Source organism: Prevotella sp. KH2C16, from assembly GCF_900113305.1.
GTDB lineage: Bacteria > Bacteroidota > Bacteroidia > Bacteroidales > Bacteroidaceae > Prevotella.
Genome location: NZ_FOOW01000023.1, coordinates 1 through 19,950 on the forward strand (window position 1 = coordinate 1; position 19,950 = coordinate 19,950).

Here is a 19,950-nt window from a genome sequence, read left to right on the forward strand (position 1 = left end):
ATGCCGTTCGTGACGGCAGCAGGATATGGTTCGAAGCAGAGACGGATATCCGCGATATGCCTGATGAGACCTATTGCTACAGTCTCGATCTCGCAAATGGCAAATGGACTCGGCACAATCAGTTCTTGACTGAATATAAGATAAAGGGGCAATGAAGACTTTGCTTTTGTTCTTGATGTTCCTGTTGCCCGTCATCGGTTACGGGCAGAAAAAGTACGAGGAGCGATACCCGGAAGGGTCGTTGCGCCTGACGGGCTACATTAACGAACAGACCGGCAAGCGCGAGGGACATTGGACATCCTACTATCGCAACGGCCGGAAATCGGGAGAAGGCGATTACCGGAACGGCCTGAAGGAGGGCGTGCACAGAGAGTATGACGAATACGGACACCTCTACACCACCTACACCTACAGCCACGGGACGCTGGAAGGTCCGTTCGTGCAATACCATCTGCCCGACACACCGGGGGGAAAATCCGTCATTTATGTCCGCGGAACCTATAAGAACGGCCAGACGCACGGCTCCGAATATGTTTATGACTCTGCTGGGCACATCACCAACCGCCGCCGGTTTGAAAACGGAATCCTGATGACCGACACCGCGATGGAGGCCGAGGGCATCTACTATAAGTCGCGCCGGCGCGTGGCAAACACCGTCTTAGGCGGCTATCGCTATGAGGAGGTGGTGGACTTCCGTCCCTATCCTCCCAAGCCGAAGGCTGTCCGGTCGGAGCCGAGGAAGCCGGTTGCGAAGTCGAATAGGGCAGGTCGCAAGGCTGCCCAGACAAAGCAGAGGACCACGCCTCAGCCGCGGCCAAAGCTCAGATTGAACGATAAAGGCGTGATAGAGTACAAATAGATGGAGTGCAGACAGTCTTGTGATGGCTGCTACGGGCTATCGGTTCGGCTACGAGATGCTCATGATTAACGGCTTGCTCACCTTTCTGGGGCTGTGGATGAGCAGTTTTGGAGCCAAACCGGAGGCCTCCGTGCATGCCGATGGCGACAAGGTGGGGAAGTGGTAGGCACAAAAAAGGTATGCCAAGAGTATTCCCGACATTGTTACAAGTGGCTTGTAACGCTGTTACCACTTGCTGGTAATGATGTTACCAACGGCTGGTAACAAGATTACCACTTACTGGTAATTCTGCGGAAAACTCCTGGCATATTCCCTAATTGTGGTGCGCAGTATCCGAAAAGGGCTGGCACCTTATTGGTTCAGGTATCGCTCTGCCTCGAGGGCGGCCATGCAACCCGTTCCTGCTGCCACTACCGCCTGACGGTAAGTGGGGTCGGCACAGTCGCCGGCAGCAAACACTCCTTCGACATTCGTCCGCGGCGAGCCGGGCTGCGTCTTGATGTAGCCTACCTCGTCTGTGTCTATCTGTCCCTTGAAGACATCGGTGTTAGGCTTATGGCCGATGGCAAGGAAAAATCCGTCGATTGGCAGATCATACTTTCGCTCGTCGGCCTCGCCCTTTCGGTAGACCACATGGGCGCCCTCTACGCCCCCCTCACCATAGAGGCCGAGGGTATTGGTCTCATAGAGAATCTCAATCTTCGGATTTTCTTCCACACGCTTCTTCATGATGTCGGAGGCGCGCAGATAGGGCTTGCGCACGATCATGTAGACCTTGGCACAGAGCTGGGCGAGATACGAGGCTTCCTCACAAGCTGTGTCGCCGCCGCCCACTACGGCTACCGTTTTCTTGCGATAGAAAAACCCGTCGCAGGTGGCGCAGGCGCTCACGCCCATTCCGTTGTATTTCTTCTCGTCTTCCAGGCCCAAGTATTTGGCACTGGCTCCGGTGGCGATGATTACGGTGTCGGCCGAGATCTCGTCTCCGCGGTCGGTAGTGAGCACATAGGGCTTCCGGCTGAAGTCGGCCTTCACGATGACTCCGTCGCGCACCTCGGTGCCGAAACGCTCGGCCTGTTGGCGCAGTTCGGTCATCATCTGGTTGGCGTCTACGCCCTCCGGATAGCCCGGGAAGTTCTCCACGATGGTGGTCTGGGTGAGCTGTCCGCCCATCTGCAGTCCGCAGTATTCAATGGGCTGCAGGTTGGCTCTGCCGGCATAGATGGCTGCCGTGTAGCCTGCAGGTCCGGAACCGATAATCAGACACTTCGTATGTTCCATTATTTCTCCAGTTCTTCCTCTATGAGTTTAGCGATGTTGGCAATCTTCTCCGTAGGCTCGAAGCGGGCAATCACCTGCCCTTTCTTGTTGACGAGGAACTTGGTGAAGTTCCATTTGATGTCGGCCTTCTGCTTATAGTCCGGGTCTGCCTCGGACAGCATCTTGTCCAGGACAGGATAGATGGGGTGGGACTCGTCCCAACCGGCGAACCCCTTCTGCTCCTTGAGGAACTTGTAGAGAGGGTCGGCATCGTCGCCGTTCACCTTGATTTTCTTGAACTGGGTGAACTTCGTGCCATAGTTGAGCTTGCAGAAGTCGTGGATGCTCTCGTCGGTGCCCGGTGCCTGCTGGCCGAACTGGTTGCAAGGAAAGTCCAGAATCTCGAAACCCTTGGAGTGATAGGTCTCGTATAGCTTTTCCAGTTCTTCATATTGAGGGGTAAATCCACATTTGGTGGCTGTGTTTACGATGAGGAGAACCTCGTTGGCATACTCTTTCAGCGATACATCCTTTCCTTTTCTGTCCTTGACAGAGAATTCATAAACTGTTCTCATTTCTTTTTTCTTATATTAATAAATTGGTTGTTCTTTTTGTCAAATACCTTCTGAATGCAAAAATACGAATTAAATTTCAAATCGCTTGCATAGTTTTATTAAAAGTACTAAATTTGCACGCGATATTATCAACGAAAACTTGGATTGTTATGAGAAAGATTTTGCGAATGCCCGCCCTGCTACTCCTGCTGCTTCCGGCCTTCATGCTTACCGGCTGCGACGACGACCAGGAGGTGGCCATGCTGCTGTCGGGAACCTGGGAAGGACAGGTGTCCACCGGCTTCTATCAGGACCGCTGGGGTTCCTACAGTTCGGATTATTACACGGTGTGGTACTTCGACGGGAAGCTCGGAGCACGCCATGGAAGAGGATGGGAGCAGAACTACCTGGGCGGTAGTCGCTACCGCGACTACTTCGACTGGTATGTGATGGACGGCGGAAACACCGTCGAGATTCGCTATCGCGACCGCTCCCTGCCCACGCGCTATATCTATCACTTCTATATCAGCGATACCCATTTCCACGGAGAAGTGGAGAACGGGGACGGCTCTTACTCCAGTTTCAACCTCTTCAGGGCCGACTACTACGGCTACGACGGCTATGACCACTACTATGACTGGCACTATGGCAGCAAGCCGGCCGGTACCTTGGGGGATACTTTCTGGAAAGATTAGGGATTTCTCCACCAAGGAATAGGGATTTCACACCTTGCCGTGGCTGAGACTTTCGTATCTTTGCAGCAGAAACAAAAACTCTAAAAGATACGATTATGAAAAAGCTTTCTGCACTAATAGCCTTTGCATGCGCGACGATGCTCGTCTTCTCGCTGGCATCCTGTAGCGATGATGATGATTGGGGAGACCCGATAGACCAGTTCAATCTCACCGACGCCATGAACGCCTATCTTGACTATTATGGCGAGTTCGGAACGGACGACGAGACCACGCAGCAGTGGTTTTATAACAACTACGACAACTACGGCGGCTATTACGACATGTATTACGAGGCAGACTACCGGGATTTCGTCAGCGAGCTCAGCAAGTGGTATAGCCAGTGTCAGGTGTCGATGGCAAGCATCCTTGCCACGGGCGCATGGAGCGGTAACCTCACCATGAACTGGAAGGATGCGGGAAGCACCGGCTACTCGCAGGCCTCCTGTACGGCGGAATATGATTTCGACCTGACCTCGACGGGTGCTAAGGGCGGACGCGGACAGGAACATCGCTGGGACTACTCCGACGGCTCGTCCGAAAGCTATACGGCATTCAACTGGAGCGTGGACGGCTACGGCAACATCATCCTCGACTTCGACTCTGAAGAAGGACAGGGCAAGGGAGTGGAAATGGTAATCTACTATTCCGACCTTGACAAGCTGAGCGACTCGGAGGGCACCTTCGCGGGCAGAATGTCGAGCAATACCGAGGGACTGGATGAATACGACGACTTCAGCTTCAACCGCGTAACTTACGCTAAACCGGCTCTCGGCACGCGGACCATGGTGGCTGAGCAGACCTTCTCAGGCAAGCCTGGCGCAGCGAAGCGCATAGCCTCCGGCAAGAAGCAGATAACCCTGAAGGGTGGCAGAAGATAATTTCAGCTGAAACTCAACATATCTCCAAGCGGTCTGGTGAAGAAATTCATCAGGCCGTTTTTCGTGTCTTTGCCTTTCGGATTCAGCTTCCGAAAAGCCTTTATTCCTTATTCCTTCTTTCTTATTCCATATCCTCCCTCCCTGCGGGGGAGGGCTGGGGAAGGGGCTCTCCTTAACTTCCAGATTTGTTACACGCCGTGTGTAATCACATTACACGCCATGTGTAAGAATACAAAAGGCGGCTTCCGTGAAAATCGGAAGCCGCCTTGGGGATGCGGGAGGGTCGTTTCAAATCCGGCTAAAAGCTGCTTGCAGCCGTCGGGGAGACGAGCCCTCCGTGTGCGGAAAGCCTAATCTACATCATACTGCAGATTCTGCTTGATATTCGGATTGGCGTCGCGCTCGGCCTTGGGAATGGGCAGTACGCACTTGTACATGTCCCAGTTGAAGTCCATGTACTTTTCGTCCATAGTGAGATGCTTTACCTTGCTGATGGCACTCACGGTTACATTCTTGCGGTGTACGGAGCCTCCGTCGCGGAGAGCATCGAACATCCGGTGCCCTTCTCCCACGAGCTCCTTGCGCCGTTCGGTCATCACCTGTTCAAGGGTAACGGTTGTCCCCTCTACGGTCTTTGCCGGATTAGCCCGCTTCACGATGGCGTCGAGATACTTGACGGCCTTGTCGTTGTCGCCCATCTTTACCGCAGCCTCGGCCGCATTGAGATAAGTTTCCGAGAGGCGGAGCAGGAAGATGTTGGCATCCTTGATGTTCTCTCCTTCCTGAGGCTGGTATTTATTGATATAGCCACGCTTTCCGGATATGGAAATCAGCTGGGTTCGTACATCGTCTTTGTCTGAAGTGAGAAGCTTGTAAAAGCTTCCCGTGAGCACGATGTCGGAATATCCACTGGCGCTGTGTAGGTAGCCCAGCGACTCCTTGCCGGGGCTGTCGTCGGTGGTGTTGATGATTTCGAACAGCACCTCACCCCGTTTGATGGGGCTCACATCGTCGGCCCATGCCAGGGGATACTGCTCGTTGGTCCAGAGGGCGTAGTCGTTGGCCTCGGCTCCCTTGATGGCTTCTTCAGCTGCGGCCAGTGCAAGTGCGTCGTCGCCGTGGTAGAGGTAGACGCGGCTTAGAAGCGTGAGCACGCCCCAGCGGCTGATGTGCCCTTTCTTATAGCTGAGTCCCTCCTCATTGTTCATGAGCCTTGCCGCCTCTTTCAGGTCGCTGATGACCTGCGTATAGCATTCCGCCACGGTGTTACGGCTGGGTTTGGCATCTTTTTCGAGCACCGTCGTAACGATGGGCACGCCTAAGGAGGCACCATTGTCCTTCTTGTAAGGATAGCCGTAGAAGCGGGTGAGGTCGAAGAGGAACATCCCGCGCAGGGCCAAGGCCTCGCCTTTGTAGGCATCGCGTAAAGCAGTCTCGGTGGTTTTAATACCATCGATTTTGTCGAGTGCGAGGTTGCAGGTGGCAATTAGGTTATAGGGATATGACCAGAAAGTGGTCGGCGCATTGTCTTTGGTGAAGTTGAAGAGATAGTAGTTGGCCGTGCGTTTCGTAGAGCTGACGGCCTGCATGTCGTCGCCGGTTGCGTCTCCGTAGTAGACGAGACGGCCTGAATAGGCATAGGCATTCTGCATGACGGTGTATACACCGTTCAAGGTGAACTTTATGTCGCTTAGTTCTTGTATGGTCTTATCGGTCGGCATGGAGGTCGAGGGCTCTAGGTTGAGCCACTCGTTGCCACAGGAACTCAGGGTTAACAATAAGGCTCCGAAAGCTATATATTGATGAATTTTCATTGTCTGGTAATTTAAAGGTTAGAAGTTGACATTCAGTCCGAAGGTGATCGTCTTCAGAGGGGGAGTGCCCCAGCCGGCCGTACCGCCGCTTACGGCTTCCGGGTCGTAATAGTCGTAGCGTGCCCAAGTGAGCAGGTTGTTGCCTGATATATAGAGGCGGATCTTGTCGATGCCTATCGGGTGTGTCCAGGCTTTCGGCATGGTGAAACCGAAAGTGAGGTTCTTGAGCCTTATGAAGTCGGTGCTGTGCACTCTGCGGGTATTGGAGAACTTGCCCATGGATACCTCGGGAGCTTCTATGAACAGTTCGTATTGTGAGATGTCGCCCGGCTGCTTCCAGTTATTCAGGTAGTAAGTGGGGATGTTGGCCTCCAGGTCTTTGCCTCCGTGTTCCACCTTCTGTGCCCAAGTGTCGTAGGAATAGCCGCCAAACTGATAAGTGAACATGAAGTTGAGGTCGAACCATTTATAGGAAAGGGTATTCGAAAGACCTCCAGTAAGGGTAGGCTCTGCATGTTTGTAGGCGATATTATTGGCCTCGGCGGGGTTCTCGGTGATGTCTTTCATGAGGTTTCCGTTGGCATCCTTCGTGTTGGTGTAGAACTGCGGCGCACCTGTATCGGGATTGATGCCGGCAAACTCAATGAGGTAGAAGGTCCTGTAGGATTCTCCCACGCGGTGAATATAGACCCCGCTGATGATCTCCTGCTGCTTGCCGTCGAGAACGACGATCTTGTTCTTGTTGTGGGCAAGCGTGAAGGAGGTGTTCCAGCTGAAGTCTTTAGTAGAGAAGTTATTGGATTTGATCTCCAGTTCCACACCTTGGTTTCTCACTTTTCCGATGTTAAGCAGATAGCTGCTGAAGCCCGTTGTCATGGAGATGGGGTAGTCCATGAGCAGGTTCTTGGTGGTGCGGGTGTAGTATTCAAGCGTTACATTGAGACGGTTCCACAGCCCGAAGTCCACGCCGAGGTTGAAGTTGTAGTTGGTTTCCCATGACAGCCTGTTGTTGGCTATCTGCGAGAGGTTGTAGGCTGGGTCGGTGTTGTAGTCGCCGGAAAGGGAGGTGAGCCCCATGTACCCGAAATAGCTGGAAGGCAGGGTGCCGTTGACACCGTAGGAAGCACGGAACTTCAGGTCGGTGAGCCAGTCGTTACAGGGCTTCATGAAGTCTTCCTCGATGATACGCCATGCGCCGGAAGCCGACCAGAAAGTACCCCATCGGTTGCTGGAAGCCAGTCGGGAGCTGCCGTCGACGCGAAGGCTGGCCCCCAGATAGTATTTGTTCTTATAGTCGTAATTCAGTCGGCCGAGGTAGGAAAGCATGCGGGTGCGGGTGTCGGCACCATACGCTCCGATTACTTTAGCACCGTTGCTCAGGGCATCCTTGCTGGGGTTTACGAAGTTCTGCTTCGTTCCGCCGGCATAGTCTCGCCGCTGATCGTCGACCTCATAGCCCACCAAGGCGTCGAGATGATGGTTTTCCGCGAGGGTGGTCTTATAGCTTAGCTGGTTGGCCCACACCAGTTTCTTGCGCTCATACATCATGACGCTCTTGCTTCCGTTGGTGTCGTCGCCGTTGGAAGTGCGTGGATCGCGCCATTCCTTGCCCTTGGTGGTGGTGTAATCGTAGCTCAATGTGCTGCGGAACTTCAGATTCTTGATGAACTCATATTCACCGTATACGGTATTGAAATGGCGTGTGATGTATTCTCTGTTGTAGTCATACATCATGGAGAGGGCAGGATTGCGGTCTTCATTTCGGATGAAATTGCGATTCCAGCTGCCGTCCTCGTTGTAGACGGCATCGGAGGGAACCACACAGTTGCGCGAGGCATAGAAAGGCGCAGTATAGCTGGTGCCCTCGCTGTAGACTTCCTGGTTGACGCTTGCGAAGAGCGACTTGACACCGAGCGTGAGCTTCTGCGTCGCCTTGTATTCGGCGTTCACGCGGCCGCTGATTCGCTCCAGACCGGAGTTTCGTGCTATACCCTGCTGCTTGAGATAGGAGAGAGAGGTATAATAGGTGAACCTTTTGGTTCCGCCCGATACCGAGGCCTCGTAGTTCTGATGATTGCCTTTCTGGAAGAGAACGCGGTCCCAATCTACATATCCGCACCAGGGTACGGGGGCATAGCTGTCGATCTCGCTGTCGGCATATTTCACGGCTTCGGCTTCAGTTTGTCCCTTGCGCAGGGCGCCGGCCTTCAAGCCGTTATAGATGTATTCCCTGCGCTGCTCACCATTCATCACGGGACGGTAATCCATGGCAAAGTCGCTGCTTCCCCAGTCGGCCTTCAGGTTTACCACGGGCCTGCCTTCCCGACCCTTCTTGGTGGTGATGAGCACCACGCCGTTGGCCGCCCGCGACCCGTAGAGTGAGGCCGCGGCGGCATCCTTGATGACGGTGATGCTCTCGATGTCAGTATTGCTAAGGGTGCTCATCAGGTCGAAGCCGCCATTGGAGTCGTTAGCCGAGACATTGCCCGACATAACGGGCACGCCGTCGATGACATAGAGCGGCGAGTTGGAGGCGTTGAAGGATCCCATTCCACGGATATTGAGGGCTATTGAGGATCCTGGTTGACCCGAGGCCGAGCTCATCTGTACGCCCGAGGCTGCGCCTTGCAGTAAGTCTTTGAAAGAGGCCGTGGGCACATCCTTGAGCTTGTCAGTCTTGAGGGTAGAGGCCGAACCGGCATAAGCTGACTTCTTGAAGGTGCCGTAACCCGTAACAATGACCTCATCCAAGGTCTGGTTGTCAGGGGAAAGAGAAATGCTGACGGCGTGTCCGGCACTGACCTTGACTTCCTTCGTGGTGTATCCGATGTAGGTAATAACGAGTGTCGCGCTCCTCTCGCCGGCAGGCAATGTGAAGCGACCGTTAGTGTCTGTAACGGTTCTTGAAGAGGTGCTTTTTACTTGGATGGTAACTCCGATGAGAGGTTCGTTCTTCTCGTCTACCACGATTCCGCTAAAGGAGTTTTGCTGCTGCTGGACGCTGTTTGCCCTTGTGGTGCTGTCGGCTGCGGTCGCAACCATGTAATAGCAGGAAAGCGTGCAAGTGGCCATCAGCATTTTCAGATAAACGGGCATGTGCTGCCATGTTCCTAACTGCTTCATAGTCTTGCTTTTTTCAGGTTTTAAGTATGTTAATGACATCATAGTCTTTATCGTCTATTAACAGCGATATTCGCATTTTGTAAAGCAAAGATAGTGAAATTTAACTTATAATAATAAAAAATAATATTAAAAATATTTAATTTATACAATTATAATTACAACTTGGATAGTGGTAGTTTCCATGGGAAAAGTTGTCTAGTGGCAGATGGCTGTGTCTCGACAAATAAGTTGTGCGGCCTTGAGCAAGTGCGGGGCGGGGATATACGGGAGGCTTCCCGTGGAATTACCGGCCGTTGGTGATCCTGCTACCAATAGCTTGTAATGCCGTTACCAACGGCTGGTAACGGCATTACAAGTTGTGTGTAACATGTAGGGATGCGGTTCGGCACACCGCTGGAGACGGGTGCCTTTCGCCTGCCTTACTTGAATCCCCAGGCCGTGAGGATGTTTTCCCTGGCCAGGTTTTCCACATGGTTTTCTGTTTCGTCAGGCAGGTTGCAGAAGAAGTCGATGCCCGTCTTCTGCTGGAGGTCGGCGATGGAGACCACATAGTCTGCCAGATTCACCTTCGGGGGGATGGCATTGTTATGCTCTGCCCAGAATCCGAGCGCCTTATATCCTTTGGAGTTCTTGATGAGCAAGGCCATGAAGAAATATTTCGGGACGATGAGCTGGTTCTTGATGCGCATCAGGATGTTCTGCGGGCTGTCGATGGTGCCGCCCTTGCAGACATACATCGTGTCGGTGGCAGCCAGCTGTCCGGCCCATGAGCGCACCCTGTTCTCCATGTTCACCCATACGCCGGTGTAGTTGTCTCCCGCATTAAAATTGTAGTACTGGGGCTGCATGTTGGTGTAATAGAAAGTCTGCCGGTTGGCTTCCTTCGAATACTGGCGGTCGGCGGAGGGACAGATGTGGCCGCGGGTGAAGCCTGATCCGCTGTACATAGCTTGCGTATCTGCGAAGCGGGCATAGCTGGGCAGGTCGGGATCTTCCATGAATGTGCCATAGTAACCGGCATCGCCCGAGTAGCCTCTGTGCATCTGATAGCAGGTCCAGCGCTGAGATTTCAGGTCGGAATCCCACTCCACGGAGTAGTTCACGCCGTCGGGGTCATAGCTGTCGCTGGTCTTATGGACAAGGAGGATGCTGTTGCCGCCCTTGAGACGGGGGAACTCCAGGCGGGTAACTTCTCGGCGGCTGGTCTTGGGATTGTTGGCGTTGGTATTCGCCGGGGCCGTGGAGCCTCCAGCGCCTCCTCCGGGGGAGTCGCTGCCTCCGCAGGAAGCAAGGGCAAGGATGGCGGCTGACGCCAAGAGCAGAAAAAGGCCTCTCTTCATAGGGCTTTACTTAAATTAATAAATGCGACTTAGCGCATGTGCAACTACGCTAAACCGCACTCGGAATATTATGAATATATTCGAAAAGATATATATTACTTCTTCAGCTTACTGTAACGGTTCATGAAGCGGTCTACGCGACCTGCCGTGTCGACGAGCTTGTTCTTACCGGTATAGAAGGGGTGAGAGGAGCTGGAGATTTCGACTTTTACCACTGGGTAAGTTTCGCCTTCAAACTCTACTGTCTCTGTACTCTTGCATGTAGACTTTGTAAGGAACATATCGCCGTTGGACATATCTTTGAATACGACGGGGCGATAGTTTTCTGGATGAATACCTTTTTTCATTTTCTTGTCTTATATTTAATAATGTATAATCTTGTATTGCTGAACAGGGTGCAAAATTACGAATAATTCTGCACCCTGCCAAATGTTTTGTGATTTATTTGCTATTTATTCGCCATAAGTGATGGTGATGGTCTGCACGCGGAGCTGCACCCCGCCGGTGGCGGCGGTATGCTCATTGATGTAGGTAGCCTTTGTGCCATCGAACGATACTGTCTGCGTGGGATTGCCGGTATAGTCGGTTCCGCTGTAGGAATCGCAGGTTATCACGATTTTAGCAATCTTCGACTTGCAGGCGAAGTCGATGGTGTTCTTGGCATACATGCGCACTCCCTTCGTGGCGGTATAGAACTTAGGTGTGGTGGTGCCTTCTCCCTTGCCGAAAGTGATGGTGGATCCGTCAGAGAGGGTTACGCTTGTTACCTCCTGCTGGTTGGTGAAGCCCTGCGTGTTGAGGTCGATGGTAACCGTCGTAGAGCCGGCCGTAACATTAGGATTGGTAACCGTAACGGTAGTTCCGCTGACGGTCGGAGTAACTCCCGTGCCCGTGCCGCTGCCGGAGCCGCCTTCTCCATCAATGCTGACAATCTTGTTCCCATATTGGAATTCAGGAGTGTTGCCCTTGTAGTTGAGCAGGGTTCCTACGATGATAACCTTCTGACCCACCTTCAGGTCGTCCTGTGAGGTGAATTTGGCCCCATCCTTGCCGAGGCCTCCGTAGACATAGAACTGTGTGGTCTTCTGACCGTCGTCAGAGATATAGTAGCTGATCTGGCCTCTGCCAGAGTCAAAGCTCTTGATTTCGGAAACAATGCCCGTGGCATAAATATTCTCGAGCTTGTCGCTTTCGCTTAAAGTGTTGGCTTTCGCGATGACGCCAGCCACATTGTAGGGAGAGGCCTCTGTGCCTTCGCCCATAGGTGTCCCGATTCCGGAGCCGCCGCCTGTGGTCTCATACCAAGTGCCGTTCTGATAGACTATCTTGCTGCCAGTCGTGAATTCATAGGTTCCATTGAAGTTCACGAGCTTGCCGGCAACGACAACTTCATCACCCACATGTATCTGATCTTCGGAAGTAAACTTGTCGCCGTTCTTATAAAAGCCGCGGTATACTTCGAGTTGGGTAGTTGTCTTGCCGTCGTCGGAGATATAGTAGGTGGCATTGCCGTACTGTCCCGTGTCGATGGAGTTGATCAGGGAGATGACACCCTTCACATAGACCGTGGCATTTGCGTCGCCGCCGTTGGCGATATAGTTGTTTGCCGCCGAAATATTGAACGGGTCTTCCTTGGTGCCGGTGCCGGTAGGAGCTACTACGACAGGCTCTTCCGTCTCACTGAAATTCGGCATGTTGTATGGCATGGGCACATCGTCGCAACTCGTGAAAGTCATGGCTGTGATAGCCAAGGCTATCATGGAATAAAATATTCGTTTCATGTTATTTGTTGTTTTTGTTTTCGATTATATGATAGTGTACAATTACTTGATGGAGATGATATAGTTGCCCTGATCGAATTCAATCGTACCATTGTATTCCTTCAAGGTTCCCAATACGACTACGGTCTGTCCTACCTTGATCTGGTCGGTAGCGGTGAACTTCTCGTTGTTGAGATATTTGCCGCGCCAAACCTCAATCATGGTTCCGGCCGTGGTCTTGCCGTCGTCGGATATCCAATACTGCGCATTACCGAAGGAAGTGCTCACCTCGTCTATCTTGGCAATGATACCTTTCACATAGATGTTGCCGCTCAGGGTGCCGGCATTGTAGGCTGCCAATGCTTCTGTTACGCTGAGCGGGTCGCTGGCGTCTTGGCCTTTCTGCGGAGTAGCGTCTGCGACATCGCCGGCTCTGCGCATCAAGATTTGCCATGTGCTGCTGCTTCCAAGCGAATAATGCGAGAATACACCAGTAATGGCAACCTTGCCCGTCGGAAGTGTGTTACCTGCAAAGTCGGCAAAAGTGCTTGTGCGGACCACGATGTCCTTGCTGGGATATTCCTTGAACTCGCGGTGGACGCAACCGCCAAACTGGGGTTCTATCTTATTGTCTGGTGCATAGGTGTTGGTCCCGTTGGCATCCTTGAAACTTACGCCGGTGATGGTCATCAGCATGCCGGTCTTCTCCTTGATATATTTGGCGTCGGTCATGCTGTCGGTTTTAAACACTTGAACGAGCTTTTCAAGGTTAGCCTCGTTAGCCTCGCCAATCTTCGTAAAGTGCGAAGCCCACTGGTAACGGTCCATGCGCCCGATGGAGTGGGTGCCATAGTTGCTGGAGGAGCTGTTGGTGTTCGTATATACGCCGCCGATTTCCGCCATGCCACCGTAGCCGCCAATGTAGAGGTCTTTGAGGTTGAGGAGAATCTGTTGTCCGAGCCCCACCTCGCCTGAGAGGCCGCCCTTGGCCACGGAGAGGATGACGGCACCGGTCTCGTCCTGAAGTGAAATCTGCTGATAGAGGTTCCCTTCAATATCGTTTCCGGTAACATAACCTTTGATCTGGATGTCTTCCTTTATCTGCTGATAGCCGTTCGTGTTGATGGCCATGGCATATTGGTCCTTTACTTGCTTGATGGTCTTCAAGTTGAGTTCTTCGATATCTGCAATGGAGCCTTCGCCCGGGGTAGGTTCTGCATAGTCTTTTCCCATACAGGAAGCCAGGAGGATGCCGCCAGTCAGCAGTATGATGAATCTAATAAATTTAATCTGTTTCATGTTCGTGGGGTTTAGAATCTATATGATATCTGGAACATACCGTTAGTACCGAATATATAGTACTTCTTCGGGTTCTGCGAGAACTTGTAGATGCGCGAACTGTTGATAGTGCCGTCGTCCTTGACGGTATAGTCGCTGCGGCTCTGCTCGTATCCGCCCGTTACGAGAGTCTGGTTGTTGAGGATATTCGTAACCATGAGATTGAAGCTCAGCTGGCCTTTTTTCAGTCGAATGGTCTTGCCGATGCTTCCGTCGAGCATCCAGCCTCCATGTCCCTTTGCCTGTGCGGGGATGTCATAGTTGCCGTCGTTATCTACATTCCCCATCGTCTTGAGTGTACTCTCGTAGCGCATGCTGGGCGAGTAGGAGAGATAGATACGGTCGTAGTAGTTGGCGTCCAGGTCGATGAACCAGCCTCCTTGGTGAAAGCTTAAGCCCAGTCCTGCTGCCGTGAGCGGTGTCCCAGCTTCGCGCATACCCTTGTTCATTACCTTTTCCGGGCGTCCGTTGTTGGCGTCGTTATAGGTTGCCTTGGTCGAGCTCATATACCAGACATTGGCATTGTTGATGTTCTTGGCCTCGTTGATGGTTCCTATTGCGTTGAAGTCGAGGAAAGATGTAAGCTTGACTTTCAGACCAAGCTCCGCTCCGTAGTATTCCTTGCGGAGGCCTGTCATTGATACATACGAGAAAGAGTTGATGTCATCGAAGTAGAAGTTCTGCCACTCCGTTACATGGCCGAGACGGCTGTAGTAACCGCTGAGGTTGGCATGCAGCCATGCATTCTGGAATTGATAGCCGAATTCACTGCTGAATACATGTTCCTGTTTGAGGTTCAGGACATAGTCGTTGTTCATCTCTGGAGAAACGAAGGCTGTCGCAGCTTCCGGCGCTCTCCATTCAAAGCCTGCCCCGAGCAGGAAAGTGTGTCCGCGTCCGGCGTTGAAGGTGATGCTGCCTTTGGCTCCGCCTTCCCCGAATCCGGCATGACCGCTCTTGCCGAAGGAGTTGTTTGCGAACATTCCGTTGCGCATGTGGCCGCGACGCACCATGTCTGTACCGCCAATCTTGCCGGCTATCATCAGGTGCCATCGACCGGTGTTCACGGCGTAGTTAGACCAGAGGTAGCCCTTCTGCACACGGAGCGTATAGTCATATCCAAACTTGTCGCCCTCGTAGACGAGGCGGCCGAGCCGGTTCGGCCCCATGGTGTTGAGGTCGTACTGCACTTCGTCGCTCATGCCGGAATAGATACCCATGGCATAGGAGTTGATGTTGTGGTACGACATTCCTCCCAAGAGGTCTTCCATGGTCTGGTAGTGGCGGCCGATGTTCTGGCCCACGATGAATCCGATATTCCATGTCTTGTTCTTGTCTGGACGCTTCGTGAGCGTGGAGGCAAGGTTGAGCATCAGGTTATCGTTGTGCTTGGCCTGTACGAAGTAGAAGGCGTCGCTGCCCTGTGCGGCAGCCGTCTTGTTGGCTGCGTAGAGATAGTTCCAGTTAATCTGGCGGTTGGCCTTGCTGGCCTGCCACCATGCCACCGAACGCTGATACTGTGCATAGGCATACTGGTTGTTGCCGATGTTGTCGCCCCACACATCGATGTAGGAGCTTGGCAGGTTCTTCCAGTAGTCGGGCTGGGGGTTCTCCGAGCCGTTGTAGTTCAGCTTCGTGCTCTTATACATGCTGTATTTGCCGAATGCGGTGGTCGTGAGTTTGGTGTTGTCGTTGATGTCCCAGTCCCATGTGAGGAGGGCAGAAGGAGCAAAGTCGTTCACGACGCGCGAATTCCGTCGGTGTCCGTTCTGGTAGCCCCAGTAGGGATTATACTGGTAGTCGTTGGCGAGCCAGTAGGCTTCGTCCGTGGAGGCTCCCTGCGTGGAGCGTTCGGTTGGGTTGCCCCATGTGGCAAACGAGAGGCTGTGCCCTGCGTCCCACTTTTTCTGGACGCCGAAGAAATAGGAGAGGGCATTGTAGAAGGTGCCCTCTACATATCCCCTGTTGGCCCAGCGATAGGTTACGCCGGCCGCGATGGCCCATCCCTTCTTGTTGAATCCGGAGGCATAGGTGTACATGCCGCGCAGCGTGTAGTTTCGGTTGGCACCGGCCACGGATATATAGTTTCCTGCCTGCATGCTTCCCGCGCGGAAGTCATAGTTGTTGCTTCCGGCCATTCCCGTCATGGAGAAATTGTTGCTTTCAAAGGGAAGGGCGGAGTCTACATTGCGGGTGAAACGGTTCAGCCCGCCTATATTGGAGTAGCGGAACTGTCCCGATTCCATGTCGTTCATGGGGGCTCCGTTGATGTAGACATCATTGAACTTCTGGTTGAAGGCACGATAGCGGAAGCGCGTCGGCGAGAACCGGAATCCCACTTCTGACGCATAGGCATTGGTGTTAGAGTTCAGGATGGTAACATTCTGAGACATGTTATCGTCTTCACCCAACTGTGCCTCGGTAAAGGTGAAAGCCGATTCGTCCATCGTCTTGGCCGTGTTTTGCTCCGTATTGGTGTTTTGGGCAAAGGCTAAGGGAGTGTAACAAAAAGCTATCACTGCTAATTTTAGCTTGTTCTGCATAAGTTGAATTAAATTAATAATTGTATATATATGTTGCAAATTTACATTATTTATTTGACATAAAAAAGTAATTTAGATTAAATTTTAGTGAAGATGGGGTTTGTTTCGAAAATAATTGCGATATTTGCAGAAGAATTAAATTTACAGTATATGAAAAAGCATCTATTACTATTGGTACTCCTCCCGATGTTCTGGCTTCCGGCTTCTTCACAGAAGAAGTTCTCCGTCTATGCCGTAGGTTTCTATAATCAGGAGAATCTCTTCGACACTTGCCATGACGAGGGGAAGAACGACTACGACTTCCTGCCTACGGGAAGCTACAAGTGGGATGAGCTTAAATATTCCCACAAACTGCGCAACATGGCACGCGTGCTCTCGGAGATGGGCACGGATGTGCTGCCCAATGTGGGCTGCGCCTTCATCGGAATGAGCGAGGTGGAGAATGCCCGCGTCCTCGGCGACCTGATCAGCCAGGAGCCCCTGAAGGCCCGCGGCATGCAGTTCTGTCATATAGAGGGTCCCGACCGGCGCGGCATCGACTGCGCGCTGCTCTACAATCCTGCGCTTTTCACGCCCGAAGATGTAAAACTTTATCCTTATGTTCAGGAGCTGGAGAAGGATAGTGCCTATCTTACCCGTGGTTTCCTCACCGTCAAGGGCAGGATGGGCGGCGACGATGTGGCCGTCATCGTGTGCCACTGGCCGAGCCGTTTCAGCACGGATTTCTATCGTGAGTCGGCTGCCCGGCAGGTCAAGGTCATCAAGGACAGCCTCCTGACGGAGAACCCCGACCGGAAAATCTTCGTGATGGGCGACATGAACGACGACCCCACGAACAAGAGCATGCGCGAGTATCTCGCCGCAAAGGCCGAGATCAGTGAGGTGGGTCCGGGCGACATGTATAATCCCTGGTACAACATCCTGGCAAAGGAGGGCAGGGGAACCCTGGCCTACGACGGCTCGTGGAACCTCTTCGACCAGATCGTGCTCTCGCCCAACCTGCTCAACCAGAAAGGCGAGAAGGACTATTCGAGCCTGAAGTTCTGGAAAAACCATATCTTCCTGCGCGATTATCTGTTGCAGACCGAGGGTAAGTACAAGGGCTCGCCCAAGCGCACCACGGCCGGCGGCGTATGGCTCGACGGCTATTCCGACCATCTGCCCGTGGTGGTCTACTTAGTGAAGGAACAGAAATAGCCACCCTCGCATCGCGCTCCCGGCGGAGCACGATACAGACAGCGATATGACATCAAGGAGAAAACCGGAACCGGGAGCCGCTGCGGGAGCGGCGGGTGAGTTTCCCGTGGAGACTCATCCCTTTGAGCCGTTCCTGCCCCGCGACGCGCGGCTGCTCATGCTCGGCACTTTTCCGCCAGCTCCCAAGCGGTGGAGCATGCCGTGGTATTACCCGAACTTCATCAACGACATGTGGCGCATCTTTGGCCTTGTATTCTTTGCCGACAGGCTCCATTTCGTCGACGAGGCGTACAAGACTTTCCGGCTCGACGACCTCAAGGCCTTCCTGGCACAGAAGGGGGTGGCCCTCTTCGACACCGCCCTGCGCATCCGCCGCACCACGGGCACGGCCTCCGACAAAGATCTTGACATCATTGAGCCCGCCGACCTCGACGGCATGCTCCGTGCCCTGCCTGAGTGCAGGGCCGTGCTCACGGCGGGGCAGCTCGCTACGCATGTCTTTACGGAGCACTTCGCTATCGACGCGAGACATCTGGCCATGGGCGATTTCGCGGAGTTTGGCTTCGAGGGGCGCCGCCTCCGTCTCTATCGCATGCCCAGCAGCTCGCGCGCCTATCCGATGGCATTGGAGCGTAAGGCGGAGTATTATCGGAAAATGTTTAACGAAATAGGCCTGCTGGACGACGCTTCTGAATGAGCGGCCGGCAGGACTGACAAATAGAATAGCTATGAATGCTGCAAGCGACAATGTTACCATCATCGGCATTGCGGGTGGTACGGGAAGTGGAAAGACCACCGTGGTCAGGAAAATCGTCGAGGCTCTGCCGCCCCATTATGTAGCGGTGGTGCCCCTCGACTCGTATTATAACGACACGACGGGCATGACCGACGAGGAGCGCAAGGCCATCAACTTCGACCATCCTGACGCCTTCGACTGGAAGCTGCTCATCCGTGATATCAACGAGTTGCGGCAGGGGCGTGCCATAGAGCAGCCCACTTATTCCTACATCCTGAGCAACCGACTGCCCGAAACCGTGCATGTGGAGCCCAAACCGGTTATCATCATCGAGGGCATCATGACGCTCATCAACAAGCGACTGCGCGAGATGATGGACCTGAAGATATTCGTGGACTGCGATTCCGACGAGCGGCTCATCCGCAATATCCAGCGCGACACCATCGACCGAGGGCGCACGGTGTCGATGGTCGTAGACCGCTACCTGAAAGTGCTGAAGCCCATGCACGAGCAGTTCATTGAGCCCACCAAGCGCTATGCCGACCTCATCATCCCCCAGGGGGGAGAGAACGCGAAGGGCATAGCCATCCTCTGCAAGTATATCGAGGGGCTCGTGCCCATAGAGTAGCAGCAAGGTTACGATTTGTAACCTGTCAGCGTAATCGCTCCTCATAATTATGCACTTTTCCGCCGGCAGAATGCATAATATTCATTTTTTGTCTTTTATTTTGCCGTCAGCGGCTTCCGACGGGGTGGAAAGCCGCTGAAAGGAAGGCTTCCAGCCGCCTTTTACATGCCTTTTAGCCGTTATCTACAAGGCTGTTTGCCGCCTTTTACAGGGAAACAGACCGCAAAAAGGATGCAAAATGGAATTTTTGAAAAAACGGCATCGCCGCAGATGCCCCTAAAACGCCCCGTAAGCGGCTTTCGTTTTTTAGCCTCATAGGACGAGGGTAAGCATTCACAAAGCGGGAAATCGCAGATGAATAATTATTCACTTACGATTTCTTACTGCGTCTCCCGAAAACCTCCTTCCCGCCGTTATTCCATCGGCTGGGTGGGAGTATGCGTGTAATAGGGGTTGTCTTCCTTCGGGGCTGGGGTGCTCTCGGGCTTCGCTCCCTCGGCTCCGGCCGGCTCGGCAGCATCCTCACCCCGAGCTTTCTCCGTCTCCTCGGCTGCCTTGCGGACGGCTTCCTGCGCCTTGGTATACTTGCGCCGCTCGTTGTGAATCTTCACCGCGTTCATGCATTCCACCACGCCGTATAGCAGCATGCTCCATCCGATGACGAAGAGCGGATCGTCCTTGATGACCGACGGATAGACGATGGCTACGATGCCGATTAGCAGGATGACGGAAGGCATCACCCAGAAGAACCATCCCACATGACCTATCCGGGCTGCCGATGCCAGGCCGATGAACTGGCTGACGGCTCCGATGATGAGCATCAGCGCCAGGATATACACCAGTCCGGTAACAAAGGTGCTCGGCATCAGGGCGAAGATGACGCCCAGCACAAGGCTGCCGATGCCCACCAGGGGAAACGAGGGCTTCGCCCCGGCTATCAGATTGCCCTCTGCGTCGTAGGTTTCTATCTCCGCGGCATGCTTCCGGGCACTGTAGTAGCTGGCCAGCGAGATGACTCCCGAGAGGAAAAACAATACTCCGATGGCTATGGTGAGCCATGTAACCGTCTGCTCACGATATTGAATGAGCAGTACGCCCACGATTATCGCACACAGCGCGCGAAAGACTGAACTCTGTAGAAACTTCATAATCTGATGATTTAATATCGCAAAAATACAAACAAAAT

Annotated in this window: 17 protein-coding genes; 7 read left to right on the forward strand and 10 right to left on the reverse strand. The window is 53.2% G+C overall.

The annotated features are described in order from the left end of the window. Positions 1-151: 151 nt before the first annotated feature. Both BM114_RS11785 and BM114_RS14465 read left to right on the forward strand, forming a co-directional pair. Positions 152-859, forward strand: coding sequence for a toxin-antitoxin system YwqK family antitoxin (locus tag BM114_RS11785; RefSeq protein ID WP_143089328.1), 708 nt, complete (start codon positions 152-154; stop codon positions 857-859). A gap of 19 nt (positions 860-878) precedes the next feature. Then, the gene (locus tag BM114_RS14465) at positions 879-1,025 is read left to right on the forward strand and encodes a hypothetical protein (RefSeq protein ID WP_177207115.1); all 147 of its coding nucleotides are present in this window, start codon (positions 879-881) and stop codon (positions 1,023-1,025) included. Between the two features lie 185 nt (positions 1,026-1,210). On the opposite strand, the gene trxB is transcribed toward BM114_RS14465, so the two are convergent. Beyond that, on the reverse strand, positions 1,211-2,140 hold the full coding sequence (gene trxB, locus BM114_RS11790) for a thioredoxin-disulfide reductase (protein WP_092113672.1): 930 nt from the start codon (positions 2,138-2,140) through the stop codon (positions 1,211-1,213). Then, positions 2,140-2,694 (reverse strand): glutathione peroxidase, encoded by a 555-nt coding sequence (locus BM114_RS11795; RefSeq protein ID WP_092113673.1) that lies wholly within the window; start codon positions 2,692-2,694, stop codon positions 2,140-2,142. The genes trxB and BM114_RS11795 overlap by 1 nt, the downstream gene beginning before the upstream one ends. Positions 2,695-2,843: 149 nt before the next feature. Between BM114_RS11795 and BM114_RS11800 the strand changes: the two genes are divergently transcribed. Together BM114_RS11800 and BM114_RS11805 are read left to right on the forward strand one after the other, a co-directional pair. Then, positions 2,844-3,368: a hypothetical protein gene (locus BM114_RS11800; protein ID WP_143089329.1), complete on the forward strand. Its 525-nt coding sequence runs from the start codon at positions 2,844-2,846 to the stop codon at positions 3,366-3,368. 95 nt (positions 3,369-3,463) lie between these two features. Continuing rightward, a complete protein-coding gene (locus BM114_RS11805) occupies positions 3,464-4,285 on the forward strand; it encodes a hypothetical protein (protein ID WP_143089330.1) in 822 nt (273 codons plus the stop codon). A 350-nt stretch (positions 4,286-4,635) separates the two neighbouring features. Here the strand turns inward: BM114_RS11805 and BM114_RS11810 are convergent, their stop codons facing one another. From BM114_RS11810 to BM114_RS11840, 7 genes are all read right to left on the reverse strand, one after another. Continuing rightward, on the reverse strand, positions 4,636-6,099 hold the full coding sequence (locus BM114_RS11810; protein WP_092113677.1) for a RagB/SusD family nutrient uptake outer membrane protein: 1,464 nt from the start codon (positions 6,097-6,099) through the stop codon (positions 4,636-4,638). Positions 6,100-6,117: 18 nt separating this feature from the next. Beyond that, positions 6,118-9,195, reverse strand: coding sequence for a SusC/RagA family TonB-linked outer membrane protein (locus BM114_RS11815; RefSeq protein WP_369808426.1), 3,078 nt, complete (start codon positions 9,193-9,195; stop codon positions 6,118-6,120). 446 nt (positions 9,196-9,641) lie between these two features. Continuing rightward, positions 9,642-10,562 carry a DNA/RNA non-specific endonuclease gene (locus BM114_RS11820; protein ID WP_092113680.1) on the reverse strand — a complete coding sequence of 307 codons (921 nt, stop codon included), beginning with the start codon at positions 10,560-10,562 and terminating at the stop codon, positions 9,642-9,644. A gap of 95 nt (positions 10,563-10,657) precedes the next feature. Continuing rightward, a complete protein-coding gene (locus BM114_RS11825) occupies positions 10,658-10,909 on the reverse strand; it encodes a type B 50S ribosomal protein L31 (RefSeq protein ID WP_092113682.1) in 252 nt (83 codons plus the stop codon). Positions 10,910-11,014: 105 nt separating this feature from the next. Further along, positions 11,015-12,343, reverse strand: coding sequence for a hypothetical protein (locus tag BM114_RS11830; RefSeq protein ID WP_092113684.1), 1,329 nt, complete (start codon positions 12,341-12,343; stop codon positions 11,015-11,017). 42 nt (positions 12,344-12,385) lie between these two features. Then, positions 12,386-13,621 carry a DUF5689 domain-containing protein gene (locus BM114_RS11835; protein WP_092113686.1) on the reverse strand — a complete coding sequence of 412 codons (1,236 nt, stop codon included), beginning with the start codon at positions 13,619-13,621 and terminating at the stop codon, positions 12,386-12,388. An 11-nt stretch (positions 13,622-13,632) separates the two neighbouring features. Then, the gene (locus BM114_RS11840; protein WP_092113689.1) at positions 13,633-16,203 is read right to left on the reverse strand and encodes a TonB-dependent receptor; all 2,571 of its coding nucleotides are present in this window, start codon (positions 16,201-16,203) and stop codon (positions 13,633-13,635) included. Between the two features lie 150 nt (positions 16,204-16,353). On the opposite strand from BM114_RS11840, the gene BM114_RS11845 reads away from it, so the two are divergent. From BM114_RS11845 to udk, 3 genes are read left to right on the forward strand one after another with little or no spacing between them, the layout of a single operon-like run. Then, positions 16,354-17,400, forward strand: coding sequence for an endonuclease/exonuclease/phosphatase family protein (locus BM114_RS11845; RefSeq protein ID WP_092113691.1), 1,047 nt, complete (start codon positions 16,354-16,356; stop codon positions 17,398-17,400). A gap of 46 nt (positions 17,401-17,446) precedes the next feature. Continuing rightward, positions 17,447-18,097: a uracil-DNA glycosylase family protein gene (locus BM114_RS11850; RefSeq protein ID WP_092113693.1), complete on the forward strand. Its 651-nt coding sequence runs from the start codon at positions 17,447-17,449 to the stop codon at positions 18,095-18,097. A 31-nt stretch (positions 18,098-18,128) separates the two neighbouring features. After that, positions 18,129-18,764, forward strand: a complete 636-nt coding sequence (udk, locus tag BM114_RS11855) for a uridine kinase (protein WP_092113694.1) — start codon at positions 18,129-18,131, stop codon at positions 18,762-18,764. A gap of 413 nt (positions 18,765-19,177) precedes the next feature. Here the strand turns inward: udk and BM114_RS11860 are convergent, their stop codons facing one another. Then, complete coding sequence (locus BM114_RS11860) at positions 19,178-19,912, reverse strand: HdeD family acid-resistance protein (protein ID WP_092113696.1); 735 nt, start codon at positions 19,910-19,912, stop codon at positions 19,178-19,180. Positions 19,913-19,950 lie beyond the last annotated feature (38 nt).